The organism is Thiemannella venezuelensis, assembly GCF_014203605.1.
Taxonomy (GTDB): Bacteria; Actinomycetota; Actinomycetes; order Streptosporangiales; family Streptosporangiaceae; genus Planomonospora_A; species Planomonospora_A venezuelensis.
The window spans coordinates 54614-71122 of the sequence record NZ_JACHJJ010000027.1 but is presented as its reverse complement, the minus strand read 5'-3'; the positions used below and the strand labels follow the sequence as shown (position 1 = coordinate 71122).

The window sequence follows — 16509 nt, the reverse complement described above, 5'->3', positions numbered from 1 at the left end:
GGAGGCCGTGATTTCCGCAGTGACCCGGGCATCCCGGCTCTTCGTGAGGGCATTCGCCCCGGGAAAAGGGCCAAGCGCCTGAGTCAACATCCCCGCCGGCGGGCCGGGGAGTGCACATGCGGCCTGTCTCCCCCGGGTGTCTTCCGGTGCTGCGGGAAGACGCCCGGGGCGGCGGTCCGGAGGATATGGCATTCCAGTTCCCGGCCCCGCCGGAAATGGGCGGAAGTCTCACCCATAAAAAGAGGTTCAAGCACTCGCTGACAAAAATAAACACATTTTGTCGTGTGCGGATGACAACAAAGGGAATGGTCTCTGCTTCAGGTCTCGCGTACGGCGGCCGTACCGCCGGGCGGCGCGGTGAACGGTGCCGGGCCGCTCGGGTGAGCTGCCGGGTCTTCCCCCGGGACACCCGGGTGCTGCCGCGGTCCCGCGGTCCAGGGCCGGAGCTTGTCGGGGTTGCGCACCGCCCAGATGCGCGTGATCCGGTCGCCTGCGACGTCGAACGCCGTCACCGTCACGGTGACGCCGCCCTGCTGGGCCACCAGGCCGGGCCGGCCGTTGACCGTGCGTTCCAGGATCGTCATGGCGGGCGCCGTACCGGCGACGGCGAGGATGTAGCGGACGATCTGCTCGCTGCCCTCGATCGGGCGGAGCCCGGCGCTGGCGAGGCCGCCGCCGTCGGTGATCGCCGTGGCGCCGGGGTCGAGCAGGCCGATGAGGGCGTCGATGTCCTTGGCCTCCCAGGCCCGCTTGAAGTCCCTGACGACGCCGGCCTGCCGGGCCGCGGGGGCCGTGGACGCCTGCGCGGCGCGGAGGCGGCGGCGGGCCGAGGAGGCCAGCTGGCGGCAGGCCGCCGGGGTGCGGCCGACGGTCGCCGCCACTTCGGCGAAGGAGTAGCGGAAGACGTCGTGCAGGACGAACGCGACGCGCTCGGCCGGGGTCATGGATTCGAGCACGACCAGGAAGGCCATGCTGACCGACTCGTCGAGCGTGACCCGGTCGGCGGGGTCGGCCGCGGTGCCGTCCGACGGCCCGGGGGTCCACTCCGCGGGGTCGGGCAGCGGTTCGGGGATCCATTCGCCCACGTACCGCTCGCGCCGGGCCCGGGCCGAGCCGAGCAGGTCCAGGCAGATGCGGCCGGCGACCGTCGTCAGCCAGGCGCCGGGGGATCCGACGGCGTCCTGCCGTTGCCGGGGCATGGCGTACCAGCGGACGTAGGTCTCCTGCACGACGTCCTCGGCGTCGGACAGGGAACCGAGGAGGCGGTAGGCGAGATTGATCAGATGACGCCGCTCGCTCATGATCGCACTCAGGTTCGGGTCGGATCGGCCGTCTCCCGGCTCGGGCTGGGTGGTCATGGTCCCCGGCTTTCCTCTGTCGCGGTTGCTCTCATCAGACCGACGAGACGGCCCTCCGGAATGTGAGGTCGCGCGGTCGCCTCACATTCCCGGCGGCCGCGTCGTCGGACTACTGAGGCACCATGCCGCAGAGCCTCGGACCAGAGAAGAGGAGACCCCATGTCCACGACGGGCAAGCAGGGCTACGCCACGTTCCTGCGTGTCGTGATCGTCCTGCAGACCCTGGCCCTGTTCGCCGCACCGGTCACCGCCGGACTGCTGCTGTCCTCGCCCGGCGGGTCGGCGCTGCACAGCGCTTCGGGGTACGGGGTGTTCACCGTGACGCTGGCGCACCTGGTCGCCGCGGTCCTGGCGTGGCGTCCGGGAGGCGGCTCACCCGGGCCCGTCCTGTACGCGGCCGGGTTCTTCGCGCTCACGCTGGCGCAGGTGGCGCTGGGCATAGCGCAGGTGAAGACCCTGCATGTCCCGCTGGGCGCGCTGATGTTCGGCCTGAGCGTCCTGCAGCTCGGCCAGGTCTGGGCCGGCCGCCGCGCCCACGGGGCCGCCGCGGCGTGACCGGGCCGCCGGTGAGGCGGCCCGCGCCGGTCGTCAGTGCGTGCGGGGCGCCCCCGACCAGCGGTCGCCGACCACCCGCCGGGCCGCCCCCGACCAGCGGCTGCGGACCGGCCGCCGGGCCGCGCGCGGCGTGCGGTCCCGCTGGTCGGTGCGGAACCACAGCTGGACCCGGGCGCCGCCGAGGGAGGAGGCGTCGATCCGCAGGTCGCCGCCGGTGGTCTCGGCGAGCTGGCGGGCGATGTCCAGACCGAGCCCGGTGGAGCCCGATCCGCTGGCCCCGCGCCGCAGCGCCGCCGACGGGTCGGGGATGCCCGGTCCGGCGTCGGCGATCAGCATGCCGACCGTGCCGGAGCCCTGGTGCAGGGTCACGGTGAACGCCGAGCCCTCGGGGGTGTGCCGGAACACGTTGCCGAGCAGCGCGTCCACGACGGCGCTGAGCTCGGTCGCCGCGACCGGGACCCGGACGGGCGCGTCCGCGCCGATCAGCTCCCAGCGGCGCTGCTGGTCCTCGGCCAGCGCCGACCAGAAGGTCAGCCGCTCGCGGAGGACCTCCGCCGCGTCGCAGGCCACGAACTCCGGGGCGCGGGAGGGCGCCCGGGCCGCGGCGATGATCTGGTCGACCTCGGACTCCAGCCGGCTGAGGGAGCGGCGGCTCTGCTCCGCCTCCGGGCCCAGGTGGTCGAGGCTGAGCCGCAGGGCGGTCAGCGGCGTGCGCAGCCGGTGCGACAGGTCGGCGGCCATCTCCCGTTCGGCGGCGAGGAGCTGGACCACCCGGTCGGCCATGGTGTTGAAGGCCTCTCCCGCGGCGGCCAGCTCCGGCGGGCCCTCCGGATCGATGCGGACGGTGAGGTCGCCGGCGCCCAGAGCGCCCGCGGCGCGGCCCAGCCGGCGGGCCGAGCGCACCACGCGCACGCCCATCCGGTCGGCGACCAGCACCGAGCCCGCGACCAGCATCACCGCGACCCCGGTCAGCACCGCCCAGGAGGTGGTGACGCCCCGCGTGAGCTCCCCGCCGGGCACGAAGATCTCGATCACCACCGTCCGGCCGCCGTCCAGGGCGACCGGGCGCAGCAGGAGGACCCCGGTGTCGGTCTCGGCGGTCACGGCCCGGCCCTGCCCGGCGACCGCGGTCACGGTCGGGACGGGCGCGCGGACCGTGCCGACCGCGCCGCCGTTCGGCAGGTGCACGGCGATGCGGTCCCCGGCGCCGGTGCTGGCCAGGGCATGGGGCAGCCGCTCCGGGTTCACGGTGATCGCCAGCACCGGGACGAGCGCCGCGGCCTGCCGTTCGGCCTCGGCCAGCGCTCTGCCCTCGGCGCTCTCCTTGACGAAGAGCCCCAGGGGGACGAGGAAGGCCAAGGCGATCATCGAGGCCCCGGCGAGGGCGAGCAGGGCGAGGGTCCGCCTCATGGCGGCGGCGCTACCAGCATGACGCCCACACCGCGCACGGTGTGGAGGTAGCGGGGAGCGGAGGCGCGCTCGCCGAGCTTGCGGCGCAGCCACGACAGGTGGACGTCGATGGTCTGGTCGTCTCCGTAGGACTGCTGCCACACCTCGGTGAGCAGCTCCTTGCGGGAGACGACCCGGTCGGCCCGCGCGGCCAGGTAGGCCAGCAGGTCGAACTCCCGGCGTGTCAGGGTGAGGGGCGTGCCGCCCACGGCGGCCTCGCGACGGTTCAGGTCCACCGACAGGTCGCCGATGCGCAGCACCTGCGGCGGGCTCGCGGTCCGCGCCCGCCGGAGCACCGCGTCCAGCCGGGCGTTCAGATGGTCGCCGGAGAACGGTTTGACCAGGTAGTCGTCGGCGCCCGCCTCCAGCAGGCGGACGATCTCCGCCTCGTTGTCCCTGGCCGTCGCGACGATGACCGGGACGCCGGAGACGCTGCGGATCATCTTCAGCGCCTCGGACCCGTCCAGGTCGGGCAGGCCGAGGTCGAGGATCACCGCGTCCGGGGGACGCTGGGTGATCTCCCGCAACGCGTCGAGAGCCCGCCCCGCGCTGCGCACGGCATGCTGGCGCCTGCTCAGTTCCTGGATGATCGCGGAGCGCACATACTCGTCGTCTTCCACCACGAGAACGGTCGCCATGAGGTGAACAGTAGTAAGTAAAGAGACATTTGGGGTAATAATTCACTGCATGCGGCAGAAGCTTGGTTTCATCGCGGGGTGGTTCGGGGCCACGGTCCTGGCGATCTCGATCGCCTGGTTCGGCGTCCGCGATGTGCTGCACCTCGGGGTCTTCGACGACGTGACGATCGAGCGGTTCGGCGCCGCGAACGGCAGGACGGGCGCGGCCCCGCCGCTCTCGGGGCCGACGGCCGAACCGGTGGTGGCCGTCGGCACGCCGACGGCCACGTCCGGGACGGAGCGGCCGGACCGGACGGCGGATCCCTCGCCCGCCGCCGCCCGGTCGAAGCCGGCCCGCCCGGGTCCGCAGAACACCGGCCACTCCGTACGGCCGCGCGGTTCGGCCAGCCCTTCGCCCTCCTCCGCCCGGCCCTCTCCCGCCCGGACCACGGCGGCGCCCAAACCCGCCCAGACGTCCGCGGCGCCCAAGCCCGCCGCGACCACGTCGGCTCCCAAGGCGGCCGCGACCACGTCGGCTCCCAAGCCCGCCGCGACCACCACGGCTCCCAAGGCCACCACCCAGGCGGCGGCGGCGAACCAGAACGTCCGGGTGGTCCGGGTCAAGGGCGGGACCGTCTCGTTCACCATCGAGAACGGCGCCTGCCGCCTGGTCTCCGCCGTGCCGAACTCGGGCTACCAGACCAGGATCTCCCAGGCCGACGGCTGGATCCGGGTGGACCTGTACCAGGGGGACCACGGCTCGGCCGCCTTCTGCATCGGTCACGAGAACCGCACGGACACCTGGGAGTACTGACATCCGGGGGCCCTGACATCCGGGAGCACCGGCGCCGGGTACGGCGCGACCGGCCCCGGCGCGCCTCCGGGCGTCTCCCGCGGGCCGGTCACCGGCCTCCGGGCTCCGCGGTTCCTCCGGCGTCCTCGATCTCGCGGAGCCGTACCCCGGCCTCCGCGATGCGGTCCTCGCCGAAGACCGCGATGCCGTGCAGTTCCAGCAGGGCCGCGGTGACGCCCCGGCCGGGCAGGCGGCGGCCGCGGAAGGTGCCGTCGTAGAGGGTGAGGACGCCGCAGGAGGGGCTGCCCTCCTTCAGGACGGCGACCTTGACGCCGAAGGACCGGGCGACGGCGAGCGCGGCCTGGGCTCCGGCGAGGAACGCCGGGGTGACGTCCTCCCCGCCGGCGGTCAGCACCCTGGCGGCGCCCGCGAGCACGGCCGCGCCCCCGGCGCCGCTCTCGATCTCGGCGGCCGGGCGGGGGACGGGCAGCCCGCCCTCGACCTCCGGGCAGAACGGGACGAGGCGGCCCTCCTGCCGCCAGGTGGCCAGCAGCGCGTCACCGCTGGTCTTGGCGGCCCCGTCATAACGGACCTTCCGCCCCATGAGGCAGGCGCTGACCAGGATTCTCTCCACGGTTCCAGCGTATGCGCCTCGGATCGGGGGGCGGCGCGGGCGGGCAGTACCCTACTGCTCATGTCCGCAAACCTCCCGAGGCCCCGATGATCGGCCCGCTCGCGACCGGCCTGATCGTGCTGGCGCTGGTGATCGCGCTGGTCAGCCTGCTGACGACCGCGCTGAACAAGGCCATGGGCAACGTGCTCCTCGTCGCGCTCGGCGTGCTGGAGCTCGGCCTGCTCGTCCAGGCGGGGCTCCTGATCGCCGCGCTGGTCCGGGGCGAGGGCCCGGCCGAGACGGCCACGCTGATCGGTTACATGGCGGGCACCGTGGTGATCCCGCCGGTCGCCGCCTTCTGGGGGGTGGGCGAGCGCTCCCGCTGGGGCCCGGCGGTGATCGCGGTCGCGGGCTTCGCGATCCCGGGTATGGTCGGGCGGATGCTGCAGCTCTGGCAGGGGACGGCATGAACGAGCACGTCAACGGGTCCGGCGGGGCCGTGCCCGCCTCAGGGGCCCCCTCCGCCGGCGCGGCGGCCGTCGGCGCCGGGCCCGGCCGGGTCCTGGTCGCGGTCTACGGGATCTTCGCCCTCGCCGCCGGGGCCCGGGCGGCCGTGCAGATCGCCCGGCAGTTCGACGAGGCGCCGCTGGCCTACCTGCTGTCCGCCTTCGCGGCCCTGGTCTACCTCGTGCTCGCCGTCGCCCTGGCCAGGGAGAACCGCGTGCTGGCCACGGTCGCCTGCGGCATCGAGCTGGCCGGGGTGCTCATCGTGGGCACGTTCAGCCTGGTGGACCCCGAGGCCTTCCCGAAGGCCACGGTCTGGTCCGGTTTCGGCAGCGGATACGTCTACATTCCGCTCGTCCTGCCCCTGCTCGGCCTCTTCTGGCTCTCGCGCCGCCGTTGACGGGACGGTGGCGGGGGCTGGTTAGGCCCGCGCCGTACCGGGCAGAGGCAGCCTTCCCCGACCCCGAGAGGAAGGCAGGATTGTGAGCACCATCGAGCAGTCCATCGATGTGAACGTGCCGATCCGGACGGTCTACAACCAGTGGACCCAGTTCGAGAGCTTCCCCGAGTTCATGGAGGGCGTCGAGTCGGTCAAGCAGCTGAGCGACACCCGCACGGCCTGGATCGTGGAGATCGCCGGTGTGCGCCGTGAGTTCGAGGCGGAGATCACCGAGCAGCACCCCGACGAGCGGGTCTCCTGGAAGTCGCTCGACCGGCCGCACCAGGCGGGTGTGGTGACCTTCCACCACCTCACGCCGGACACCACCCGGGTCACCCTCCAGATGGAGTACGACCCGGAGGGCTTCGCGGAGACCGTCGGCGACTGGCTGCAGATCGTCCGCCTGCGGGTCCGCGGCGACCTGGAGCGTTTCAAGACGTTCATCGAGTCGCGCGGCGCCGAGACGGGCGGCTGGCGCGGGGACGTCCCCGGGCCGCACGACCGCGGCACCGGCACGCTCCCCGGCGAGCAGTTCCCGCCGGCCCCCGGCACGCTCCCGGGTGAGCAGTTCCCGCCGACCCCCGGCCGCCAGCTCTGACGGTTCCGGCAGGCCCGGGTTCCTCCCTGTCAAGGGTGAGGGGCCCGGGTTTCCACTTTGTCAAGGTTTCTCCCGCCAGGAACAAATCGGCGTTTCACTCCTGTTACAGTTTGGGTCAGCCAATCATCCTATGAATCCACGACTGTACGGAGGACTGAACCCGCATGAGCGTGCTCACCCACGAGAGCCGGGGTCGCACCGATGGGACGCCGGGATCCCTGGCCTGGTTGCTCGTGCTGGGAATCGTCCTCGCCGCACTGAACCTGCGCACCGCGGTCACCAGCGTCGGCCCCGTCCTCGACCACATCTCGGCCGGCCTGGGAATGTCCGGCGCCGGGATCGGCCTGCTCACCACGCTTCCCGTGCTCATCTTCGCCACCGTCGGCGCGGTGACCCCGGCACTGGCCCGCAAGGCGGGCGAGCACCGGCTGCTCCTGCTCGGCCTGCTCGCCCTCGGCGCAGGCCTGCTGACCCGCGCGATGGTGGACTCGGCCGTGGTCTTCCTGTTCAGCAGCGCCCTGGCGCTGTCCGGCGGCGCGGTGGGCAACGTTCTCATCCCCACCCTGATCAAGCGCCACTTCCCGGGCCGGGCCGGGACCATGACCACCGTCTACACCACCGCCCTGGCGGTCGGCACCATGCTCGCCGCCGCCGCGACCGTCCCGATCGAGCGCGCCGCCGACGGCAACTGGCACGTCGCGCTCGGCGTGTGGGCGGCGCTGGCCGCCGTCGCCGCCCTGCCCTGGCTCCTCCTGCTGCGCAGCGAGCCGGAGCGCGCCGCCGGGACCGCCGGCCTGGGCATGCGGACGCTGGTCCGCAGCAGGCTCGCCTGGGCGGTCGCCGCCTACTTCGGCACCCAGAGCATGGTGGCCTACATCATGTTCGGCTTCCTGCCGAAGATCCTCACCGACGGCGGCCTCACCACCGGCCAGGCCGGGCTGCTGCTGGGCGTCTTCACCGCGATCGGCATCCCGGTCTCCCTGGTCGTGCCCTCGGTCGCCACCAGGTTCGCCGACCAGCGGCCCGTGGTGGCGGCGTTCGTCGCGCTCTACGCGGCCGGGTTCCTCGGCCTCTGGCTGGCGCCCGCCTCCTGGGCCTGGCTCTTCACGATCCTGGTCGGGATCGGCATGGGCTCCTTCCCGCTCGCGCTGACCATGCTCGCCCTGCGCACCCGCACCCCCGAGGCCACCGCCGCGCTGTCCGCCTTCGGGCAGAGCGCCGGGTACCTCATCGCCGGTGCGGGCCCGCTGGTCGTCGGTGTGATGCACGAGTCGACCGGCGGCTGGACGGCCCCCTTCCTGTTCCTGTTCGCGGTGGTCGCGGTGCAGCTCGCCGTCGGCTGGTACGCCGGCCGCTCCCGCTACCTGGAGGACGAGCGGGCCCTGGCCCGCTGACCTCCCCGAGAGCCGGAACGGCCTGCGCCTCCTCGGGGGCGGCGCAGGCCGTACTGGCATCATGAGGGCATGAAGATCGAGACATCGACGCTGGTCACCTACCCGGCGGGGGAGACCCGGGGGAGGTCCGCCGTCATCGGGGTCGTGCCGGTGGGGGAGCGGCACGGGGTGATCGTCGCCGAGACCCCGTTCCACCCCCTCGACCACACCTGGCCGGACCAGCCCGCCGACACCGGCACGATCGGCGGGGCCCCGGTGACCGACTGCGTCACCGGGGCCCTGGAGGACGGCGGGGACACCGTCCACCTCGGCGAGGACATCCCGGTCCGCCGGGGCACCCCCGGCTGGCACTGGCTCGTCGTCCACGTCACCGACACACCCCTGGAGGGCGAGGTCGAGCTGGTGGCCGACGCCGGGCACCGCCGGGCCCTGTCGGCCGGGCACACCGCCTGCCACCTGGCCGCCCTCGCGCTCAACGCCGCGCTGGCCGGCCGCTGGCGCAAGGAGGCCCCCGCCGACGGGCTGGGCAGCCCCGACTTCGACCAGACGGCCATCGCCTCCTCGCGGATCGAGCCGTACGGCAGCCGCGACGTCTACCGGCTCGGCAAGTCCCTGCGCCGCAAGGGCTTCACCGCCGAGGGCCTGGCCGAGGAGCTCCCGGAGATCACCCGGCGGACCGGGGACCGGCTCAAGGAGTGGATCGCGGCCGATGCCCCGGTCCGGATCGAGAGCCCGGGCGCCGAACTGACCGCGCGCCGGAGCTGGCACTGCGACCTGCCCGAGGGCGCGGTGAGCATCCCCTGCGGGGGCACCCATCTGACGCGCACCGCCGAGCTGGGCGCGGCCGCCGTCACCCTGGAGCTGTCCGCCGACGGTTCCGAGCTGACCATGCGCACCACTGCGCGCACCACCGCGCGCACCACCGTGTCCCCGGCCTGATCCCGCCCGCCGGGGCCGGGGCGCGGGAGGCGTGCCCGGTCGCCGGACACGCCTCCCCGGCGGGTCAGGCAGCCACGGGCGCGCCCACGGCACGCAGCGCGGCCCGGGCCGCGGCCAGGGCGCTGTGCGTGGAGACCTCGCTGAGCAGACCGGGAGCGGCGACGGAGTCTCCGCACAGCCAGACGCCGTCGCCCCGGTCGACCGCCGGGCGGTCCCGCCACGAGACGCCGGGCAGGTCCAGGGCCCCGCTGCGGCCGTTCGCCACCGACTCCCGCCGCCAGGTGGTGCGCTCCCGCCAGCCGGGCAGGGCGAGGTCGGCCAGGCGCTCCAGCCGGGCGAGCCCTCCGGCCCTGGCCTCGCCCGCCCGCAGCGGCATCTCCAGCTGCGCGAGCGTGTGCCCGGCCGGGGCGAGCGTGCGGTCCGCCAGGCCGTACTGCTCGACGAACCCGCCCTCGTCCAGGTCCGAGGCGAAGAACACGTCCCTCGGACTCCGGGTGAGCCCGAGGTCGAGCAGGACCGCCCGGCCGCTCTCCCAGCGCAGGGACTCGTCGCCCAGCAGCGCCCTGGCCGCGTCCAGCGAGGTCGCGACGATCACGGGCGTGTCCTCCGGCAGGCGGTCGGCCCGGGAACCGGTCTCGATCCGCACGCCGAGCCCGCGCGCGTGATCGGCCATCCGGTCGACCACCCGCTGCCAGCCGCCGACCACGTAGCGCGGGGCCGGGTACTGCGGCGCGCTCGCCCGCAGCGCCCGCTCCCAGACGAACGCGGCCGACAGCCGCCCCGGGTCGGCGTCGTAGGTGATGACGCCGACGAGCCCGCAGGCCGCCCGCATGGCCTCCTCGCCGAAACGCCCGGCGGCCCAGCTCCGGAAGTCCCGGTCCACCGGGGCCACCGCCTTCCGCTTGGTGAGCGCGCTCACCAGAGACCAGGGAGGGGTCAGGGCCAGGCGGCCGCCGTACCGGAACCGGCTCCGCGCGAGCTCGCCGAGCGTGGGCCTGCGGAACGGCTGGACCAGCTTCCGCGCGGCCATCCAGCGCCACGGCTCGCCGTCGGAGTAGAAGACGTGCGTGCCGTCGTTGGCGATGTACGGCGCGGCGGACGAGCGGGCCCGCCCGCCCAGGGCGCGGTGGGCCTCGTGGAGGGTGACGGCGGCGCCGCCCTCGGCGCACGCGATGGCCGCGGTCAGCCCGGCGAGGCCGCCGCCGATGATGGTGATCTGTCGTCTCATGCCCTCACGACGCAGCCCGCGGACGCGTCCGTGACATCACAGACGCGTCAGTTTCTCCGGGTTGGCGAGCAGGTAGATCGTCTCGATCAGGCCGTCCCTGACCACCAGCGAGAACACCGCGACCGGCCGGCCGCCGGCGGCCGCCACGACCGCCGGGGCGCCGTTGACCTCGGCCGTCTCCACGGTGAGCCCGCCGGCCGCCTCGGCGCCCGCCGACTCCAGGAACCGCCGGATCCCCGCCTCGGTCGTGATCGCGGCGAGGAAGCGGGTGACCTTCCCGGCGCCGGTCAGGGTCCGCAGCGGGGCCTTGACCTTCCCGCCCCCGTCGGCCACCAGCGTGACGTCGGCGGCGAGCATCGAGATCAGCCCGTCCAGGTCGCCGCCGGCCGCGGCGCCGATGAAGCGCTCGGTGATCTCGCGGCGCCTGGCCCGGTCCACGTCGAACCTCGGCCGGCCCTCCTCGACGTGCCGCTTGGCCCGCCGCCCGAGCTGCCGGGCCGTCGCCTCGCTGCGGCCGATCGCCTCGCCGATCTCCGCGTACGGCAGGCCGAACGCCTCCCGCAGCACGAACACCGCCCGCTCCAGCGGGGACAGCGTCTCCAGCACCACCAGCAGCGCGAGCTCCACCGAGGTGGTCAGCTCGACCCGCTCGGCCACCCCGGGAGCCGTGGCGACCGGCTCGGGCAGCCACTCCCCGACGTAGGTCTCCCGCCGGGCCCCGATCCGCCGGAGCCGGTCGATGGAGAGCCGGGTGACCACCCTGATCAGGTAGGCCCTGTCGTTCTCGACCGCGGCGGCGTCCACGCCCGACCAGCGCAGCCAGGCCTCCTGTACGACGTCCTCGGCGTCGGTGACGGTGCCGAGGATCCGGTAGGCGACCCCGGTCAGCAGGTCGCGGTGGTGCTCGAAGCGTTCGACGGCCATGGATCCAGGACGTATCACGGTCCTTCCCGCGTGACACGGCCCGGGACCCTTTTCCACGGGACACGGTCCGGAAACGGTGGCGCGAGGGGTGCCCCGGGTCGGCTAAGATTTCTTCTGTGCCGCCCTCCGCAGGGGGCGCACCGCACACCGCAAGGGGCTATGGCGCAGCTGGTAGCGCGCCTCCATGGCATGGAGGAGGTCTGGGGTTCGAATCCCCATAGCTCCACAGAGGGCCGTTTCTCAGACGGCCTGAAGCGCGTTGACGAGATCCCGCCCGATCGGCTTGATCGGGCGGGATCTCGTCGTTTCCCCGGCTGGTGCGGCCGTCGGCGGGCTCGCTTGAGCGTACGCGGCTGGGTCAGCGGGCGGCGCCGAGCTGGTCGAGCAGCAGCGTCAGGCGGGCCTCGCGGCCCGAGGCGGGGAGCCGGCCGCCGCGGGACAGGACGATCAGCCCGTGCAGGGCGCTCCAGGCGACCTCCGTCAGGATCGCCGGGTCGCGGCCGCCGGCGAACTGCGCGACCCCGGACAGAAGCGCCTGGAAGCCGTCCCGGAGCGGCTCCGGGGTGTCGTCCTGGCCGAACGGCAGGTCCACGGCCATCGTGAACATGGCGTCGTACAGCGCGGGGTTCTCCTCGGCGAACGCCAGGTAGGCCCTGGCCAGTCCCTCCAGTGCGGCCCGCGGCTCGCCCGTCCGGGTCGCGGCGCGCAGGCGGGCGGCCAGTTCCGTGAAGCCCTCCAGCGCCACCGCCGCGACGATGGCGTCCTTGCCGGCGAAGTGGCTGTACAGGACCGGCTGGCTGTACTCGATCTCGTCGGCCAGGCGGCGGGTGGTCACGGCGTCCCAGCCCTCGGACTCGGCCAGCTTGCGGGCGGTCGTGACGATCAGGTCGTGGCGGCGGGCGCGTTCGCGTTCTCTGCGCTGCTGTGTGGACACCCTCGGATTCTAGCACCGCTAGACAGAGAAGCGTTGCTAGGTTAGCGTCGCTACTACTTCTAGCAACGATCTAAGGAGACGGCATGGTCACCATCGCCACCTGGCTCGCCGGGCTGGTCGCCATCGGGATCATCCTCATCGGCATCCGCTTCCTGCTGCAGCCGGTCGCGTCGGCGGAGGGCTACGGGGTTCCCGTGTCCATGAACGCTTACCTGACCGTCAAGGGCGTACGGGACATCACGGCCGGGCTCGTCGTGCTGCCGGCCCTCCTGACGGGGAACCAGCACATGCTCGGCTGGCTGATTCTCGCCAGCGTGTTCGCCCCGCTGGGCGACATGGTCGTCGTGCTCAGGAACGGGGGTCCGCGGGCGGTGGCGTTCGGCGTCCACGGCCTCACCGCCGCGGTGATGGCGGTGGTCGCGGCGATTCTCATCCTGGTGTGAGGCGTGTCCGCCCGGCGGAGCGCTCCGGATCGGCCGCGGCGGGCCGCAGGTGGGCGCTCTGCCGCCGCGGGGCGAGGACGTGCAGGTCGGCGATGCGGGTGGTCCCGCCCGCCGGCGGGACGGCGCTATCCTCCGATCGATATGACTTCTCCTTTCCGGGACGTTCGGATCGGGCGCTGCGCCCCGGCGGATGTGGCCTTCCACCCCGGAGGCGGCTGTTTCGCCGTCGCGGGGGAGGACGGGACCGTGCGCCTGTGGGACACCGCCACCGGTCACGCCGTCGGCCGGTCCCTGGCCGATCCGGTTGAACAGGCCTGGGCGGTGGCCTTCCATCCCCGGGGCCACCTGGTCGCCACCGGCTGGTCGGACGGCGCGGTCCGGGTGCTCCGCACCGCCGCCTTCCGCACCGCCGCCTTCCGCACCGCCGGCGAACCGCCGGGCGGTCACACCGGGGGCGTCACCGCGCTGGCCTTCCACCCCGGCGGCCACCTGCTGGCCAGTGCGGGCCAGGACGGGAGGGTACGGCTGTGGCGCACCGACACCCTTCAGCCCGCCGGGGAAGCGCTGGGCGACCACGGCGACCCCGTCCACGCGGTGGCCTTCTCCGCCGACGGAGGCCTGCTGGCCTGCGCCGCGGGCCGTACCGTGCGGTTGTGGGAGGTCGGGGGCGGTCGGTCCGCCTGCCGCCTGCCGGGCGATCACAGCGGGTCCGTGCACGCGGTGGCCTTCCACCCCGCCGGACGCCTGCTGGCCGCCGCCGGTTACGACCGGAACCAGGTGAGACTGTGGGACGTCACGACCGGCTGCCCGGTCGGCGAACCGGTGCGCGGCCATCGCGGGGACCACGTCTGGGCGGTGGCCTTCCACCCCGGCGGCCGGTTCTTCGCGACCGCCGGTGACGACCTCGCGGTGCGGCGGTGGGACACCGCGACCGTCCGGCCCGCCGGGGAGCCGCTGAGCGGCCAGACGGGGCATGTCTCCTCACTGGCCTTCCACCCCCGGGGGCATCTGCTGGCCGCTCCCGATGCGGGTGGCACGGTGCGGCTGTGGAGCATGGCTTCCATCCGGGACGCCCGGATCCGGTGATCCGCGTCATCCCGGCGGCGATGCCCGGGCCGGTGACTCCCCGGCCCGGGCGGGGCCTCAGCTGCCGGTCTGGTCGTCGACGGGGGCATCGGCGTTGTTCCTGACGGCCTCGATGCCCTTGAGCGCGCCGGCCTTGCTCGTGTACGACTCGCTGGTCGCGATGATCTCGCCGTTGCCGGCGACCAGGTTGAAGCGGAATCCCGCAGAGGTCTTCTTCAGCGTGTACCGGGCTGCCATCACACGACTCCTTGTCGCAGATCGTCCTCCAGATCGTGCCTGCCTTTTCCCCCGGCGGACCCGGTTATGCCCCGGCGGCAGAGGTGTTCGGCGATGCGCCGGACGCGGTTCCGGGTCACGGCGCGGACCGGGCGGTCCGCGGGGGCCCCGCGTTCCCGGCCGCGCGCCGTACCCGCCTCCGCGCAGATCAGGGAGAGCCGTCCTCCGGCCCGAGGGGCCGTCGCAGGGCGGTGCCGAGAAGCGAGTCCAGCGCCTTCCGGGACTCCTGGAGCCGGGCGATCGCCTCGGCGATGCGGCCGGCGTAGGTGCGCAGCAGGGCGGGGACGCCGCGTCCCGGGCACCGCAGGGGCGGGAGGAAAAGGATGTCGACAGGGACGGCTGACTCGTCGTGAGGTGCTGCCGGGGCGTGTGAAACTACATGAAATCAGACAACCGTCTCCCGTACGGGGCGGGTCCGGAGCCGTGATCCGGCTGGGGTTCTTCCGCGTGGCTGCGTGGCTGCGTGGCTGCGTGCCTGGGTGGCCGTGTGGCCGCGCGGCCCGGCACTGGGAGCCTTCAGCGTGTCACGAAACGCACGATTTCGCGGCCGAGGCGCTCGCCGGCGTCCTCCTGCAGGAAGTGGCCGGCGCCCTCCAGCACCGGGTGGTCGATTCCCCGCGCGCCCGGCACGAGGCTCTGGAACAGCCCGGCCATGGGGCCGGTGATCGGGTCGCGGTCGCTGAAGGCGACGAGGAAGGGCTTGTTCCAGGCGCGCAGGACCTCCCAGGCGTCGCGGTTCGGCTGGGCCTCGACGTCGTCCGGTTCGGCGGGCACCAGCCCCGGCATGGCCCTGGGGCCCGCCTTGTAGGCGGTGTCGGGAAAGGGCGCGTCGTAGGCGGCCAGGACCTCGGGCGGCAGCGTGCTCGTGCAGCCCGACTGGACGCCGCGCGGCACGTCGAACTCCGCGCCCGCGCCGCGTACGGCCTCGCGGAAGCGCAGCCAGGTCTCCGGCATGGGGAAGTCGCCGGTCGGCAGGCCGGTGTTGGCGGCCACGATCCGCGCGTAGCGGCCGGGGTCGGCGACGGCCAGGCGCAGACCGATGAGACCGCCCCAGTCCTGCCCGACGAGCGTGACGTCGTCGAGGCCGAGGGCGTCGACGAACGCGGCCGTCCAGGCGATGTGGCGGGCGTAGGTATGGTCGGCGATCGCGGCCGGCTTGTCGGAGCGGCCGAAGCCGATCATGTCGGGGGCCACGGCGCGGCAGCCGCCGTCCACCAGCACCCGGATGACGTGCCGGTACAGGAACGACCACGACGGCTCACCGTGCAGGAGCAGGACGACGGGGCCTTCGCCCTCGTCGACGTAGGCCATGCGCGGGCCGTCGGGCAGGTCGACATAGCGCGGCGGGTAGGGGAAGTCGGGCAGGTCGGCGAAACGCTCGTCGGGAGTCCGCAGCACATCCATGGGTGCATACGTACCAGAACATTCGTCTATGGGCTACCGTGTGCGCGGCTCCGCCGCCGGGGCGCCGGGAGCCGGGAACGGGCCGCCGGGCGCTCGCACCCGCCGTTGACACATCAAATGAACGCTTTTTTAATTCGTTCATGGGGCGCATCGCAGGGGTCACCGCCGCCGAGACCCGCGAGCGGCTGCTGCAGGCGGCGGCCGAGGCCTTCGCGCGGTGCGGCTACGACGGCACGCGCGTGGCCGACATCGCCGCGACCGCGGGAGTGAGCAACGGCGCGCTGTACGCGCACTTCGGTTCGAAGGCCGAGCTGATGGTGGCCGCGCTGCGCGCGCACGGGCCGCAGCTGCTGGCCGAGCTGCTCGCCGCCGACCCGAGCCGGCCGGTAGCGGACCTGCTGGTCGTCGTCGGCCGCAGTCTCCCGCACCGCCGCGACGCCTTCGGCTACCTCATCGTCGAGGCGCTCGTCGCGGCCCGCCGCGACGAGGACGTCGCCCGGCCGATGCGCGACTACGTCGGCGAGCGCGCCGGCTGGCTGGCCGGGCTCGTCCGCGCGGCCCAGGACGGCGGCGAACTGGACGGCACGCTCTCTCCGGACGCGCTGGCGCATTTCTGCCTGCTGCTCGCCATGGGCAGCGCGCTGGTCGCACCCGGCCTGCACGCGGTGGACGACGGGGAGTGGACCGCGCTGCTCACCCGGGTCGTCGCCGCCCTCGCCCCCGACGGCACCACAGCGCAGAAGGGAACGCCGCAGTGAAAGTCACGATCGACTCCGGGCGATGCCAGGGCCACGGCCGCTGCTACGACCTCGCCCCCGGCCTGTTCGGCGAGGACGACGAGGGGTACGGCCGGGTCTCCGGCGACGGCGCCGTTCCGCCCGAGCAGGAGCATCCGGCGCGCCGGGCCGCGGCGAACTGTCCGGAACGAGCGATCGAGATCCTCCAGGAGGTGTGA

Annotated in this window: 20 protein-coding genes and 1 tRNA gene; 12 read left to right on the top strand and 9 right to left on the bottom strand. The window is 73.8% G+C overall.

The genetic code is table 11. The features are described 5' to 3' along the window. Positions 1–317: 317 nt before the first annotated feature. On the bottom strand, positions 318–1358 hold the full coding sequence (gene sigJ / locus FHS22_RS30605; protein WP_184947492.1) for an RNA polymerase sigma factor SigJ: 1041 nt from the start codon (positions 1356–1358) through the stop codon (positions 318–320). Positions 1359–1517: 159 nt separating this feature from the next. On the opposite strand from sigJ, the gene FHS22_RS30600 reads away from it, so the two are divergent. Beyond that, positions 1518–1913: a hypothetical protein gene (locus FHS22_RS30600; protein ID WP_184947490.1), complete on the top strand. Its 396-nt coding sequence runs from the start codon at positions 1518–1520 to the stop codon at positions 1911–1913. A gap of 33 nt (positions 1914–1946) precedes the next feature. Here the strand turns inward: FHS22_RS30600 and FHS22_RS30595 are convergent, their stop codons facing one another. Both FHS22_RS30595 and FHS22_RS30590 read right to left on the bottom strand, forming a co-directional pair. Beyond that, a complete protein-coding gene (locus FHS22_RS30595) occupies positions 1947–3323 on the bottom strand; it encodes a sensor histidine kinase (RefSeq protein WP_184947488.1) in 1377 nt (458 codons plus the stop codon). Beyond that, a complete protein-coding gene (locus FHS22_RS30590; protein WP_184947486.1) occupies positions 3320–4000 on the bottom strand; it encodes a response regulator transcription factor in 681 nt (226 codons plus the stop codon). Before FHS22_RS30590 ends, FHS22_RS30595 begins: the two co-directional genes overlap by 4 nt. 49 nt (positions 4001–4049) lie before the next feature. On the opposite strand from FHS22_RS30590, the gene FHS22_RS30585 reads away from it, so the two are divergent. Then, a complete protein-coding gene (locus tag FHS22_RS30585; RefSeq protein ID WP_184947484.1) occupies positions 4050–4793 on the top strand; it encodes a hypothetical protein in 744 nt (247 codons plus the stop codon). 88 nt (positions 4794–4881) lie between these two features. Here the strand turns inward: FHS22_RS30585 and FHS22_RS30580 are convergent, their stop codons facing one another. Then, the gene (locus FHS22_RS30580; RefSeq protein WP_184947482.1) at positions 4882–5406 is read right to left on the bottom strand and encodes a 2-thiouracil desulfurase family protein; all 525 of its coding nucleotides are present in this window, start codon (positions 5404–5406) and stop codon (positions 4882–4884) included. Positions 5407–5417: 11 nt separating this feature from the next. Here FHS22_RS30580 and FHS22_RS30575 point away from each other — a divergent pair, with 11 nt between their 5' ends. The 5 genes from FHS22_RS30575 to FHS22_RS30555 all read left to right on the top strand — a co-directional run bounded on the left by FHS22_RS30575 (position 5418) and on the right by FHS22_RS30555 (position 9259). Beyond that, positions 5418–5855 (top strand): hypothetical protein, encoded by a 438-nt coding sequence (locus FHS22_RS30575; protein ID WP_260408451.1) that lies wholly within the window; start codon positions 5418–5420, stop codon positions 5853–5855. Next, positions 5852–6289, top strand: a complete 438-nt coding sequence (locus FHS22_RS30570) for a hypothetical protein (RefSeq protein ID WP_260408450.1) — start codon at positions 5852–5854, stop codon at positions 6287–6289. The genes FHS22_RS30575 and FHS22_RS30570 overlap by 4 nt, the downstream gene beginning before the upstream one ends. 82 nt (positions 6290–6371) lie before the next feature. Then, positions 6372–6926 (top strand): SRPBCC family protein, encoded by a 555-nt coding sequence (locus FHS22_RS30565; RefSeq protein ID WP_338048021.1) that lies wholly within the window; start codon positions 6372–6374, stop codon positions 6924–6926. A gap of 164 nt (positions 6927–7090) precedes the next feature. Next, positions 7091–8320, top strand: a complete 1230-nt coding sequence (locus FHS22_RS30560; RefSeq protein ID WP_184947480.1) for a CynX/NimT family MFS transporter — start codon at positions 7091–7093, stop codon at positions 8318–8320. 69 nt (positions 8321–8389) lie between these two features. Beyond that, positions 8390–9259 carry an alanyl-tRNA editing protein gene (locus tag FHS22_RS30555; RefSeq protein ID WP_184947478.1) on the top strand — a complete coding sequence of 290 codons (870 nt, stop codon included), beginning with the start codon at positions 8390–8392 and terminating at the stop codon, positions 9257–9259. Between the two features lie 64 nt (positions 9260–9323). On the opposite strand, the gene FHS22_RS30550 is transcribed toward FHS22_RS30555, so the two are convergent. Both FHS22_RS30550 and FHS22_RS30545 read right to left on the bottom strand, forming a co-directional pair. Then, a complete protein-coding gene (locus FHS22_RS30550; protein ID WP_184947476.1) occupies positions 9324–10487 on the bottom strand; it encodes a phytoene desaturase family protein in 1164 nt (387 codons plus the stop codon). A 36-nt stretch (positions 10488–10523) separates the two neighbouring features. Then, positions 10524–11411, bottom strand: a complete 888-nt coding sequence (locus FHS22_RS30545; protein WP_184947474.1) for an RNA polymerase sigma-70 factor — start codon at positions 11409–11411, stop codon at positions 10524–10526. Positions 11412–11564: 153 nt separating this feature from the next. Between FHS22_RS30545 and FHS22_RS30540 the strand changes: the two genes are divergently transcribed. Next, positions 11565–11637, top strand: a tRNA-Ala gene (locus FHS22_RS30540). A gap of 132 nt (positions 11638–11769) precedes the next feature. Here FHS22_RS30540 and FHS22_RS30535 read toward each other — a convergent pair. Further along, positions 11770–12345: a TetR/AcrR family transcriptional regulator gene (locus FHS22_RS30535; RefSeq protein WP_184947472.1), complete on the bottom strand. Its 576-nt coding sequence runs from the start codon at positions 12343–12345 to the stop codon at positions 11770–11772. An 83-nt stretch (positions 12346–12428) separates the two neighbouring features. Here FHS22_RS30535 and FHS22_RS30530 point away from each other — a divergent pair, with 83 nt between their 5' ends. Both FHS22_RS30530 and FHS22_RS30525 read left to right on the top strand, forming a co-directional pair. After that, positions 12429–12788, top strand: coding sequence for a DUF4267 domain-containing protein (locus FHS22_RS30530; RefSeq protein ID WP_184947470.1), 360 nt, complete (start codon positions 12429–12431; stop codon positions 12786–12788). A 141-nt stretch (positions 12789–12929) separates the two neighbouring features. Further along, positions 12930–13874, top strand: a complete 945-nt coding sequence (locus FHS22_RS30525) for a WD40 repeat domain-containing protein (RefSeq protein WP_184947469.1) — start codon at positions 12930–12932, stop codon at positions 13872–13874. Positions 13875–13931: 57 nt separating this feature from the next. On the opposite strand, the gene FHS22_RS30520 is transcribed toward FHS22_RS30525, so the two are convergent. Beyond that, positions 13932–14111 carry a YegP family protein gene (locus FHS22_RS30520; protein ID WP_184947467.1) on the bottom strand — a complete coding sequence of 60 codons (180 nt, stop codon included), beginning with the start codon at positions 14109–14111 and terminating at the stop codon, positions 13932–13934. Positions 14112–14666: 555 nt separating this feature from the next. Continuing rightward, a complete protein-coding gene (locus FHS22_RS30515; RefSeq protein WP_184947466.1) occupies positions 14667–15554 on the bottom strand; it encodes a haloalkane dehalogenase in 888 nt (295 codons plus the stop codon). A 140-nt stretch (positions 15555–15694) separates the two neighbouring features. Here FHS22_RS30515 and FHS22_RS30510 point away from each other — a divergent pair, with 140 nt between their 5' ends. Together FHS22_RS30510 and FHS22_RS30505 are read left to right on the top strand one after the other, a co-directional pair. Beyond that, positions 15695–16312 carry a TetR/AcrR family transcriptional regulator gene (locus FHS22_RS30510; protein WP_184947464.1) on the top strand — a complete coding sequence of 206 codons (618 nt, stop codon included), beginning with the start codon at positions 15695–15697 and terminating at the stop codon, positions 16310–16312. Beyond that, positions 16309–16509 (top strand): ferredoxin, encoded by a 201-nt coding sequence (locus tag FHS22_RS30505; protein WP_184947462.1) that lies wholly within the window; start codon positions 16309–16311, stop codon positions 16507–16509. The genes FHS22_RS30510 and FHS22_RS30505 overlap by 4 nt, the downstream gene beginning before the upstream one ends.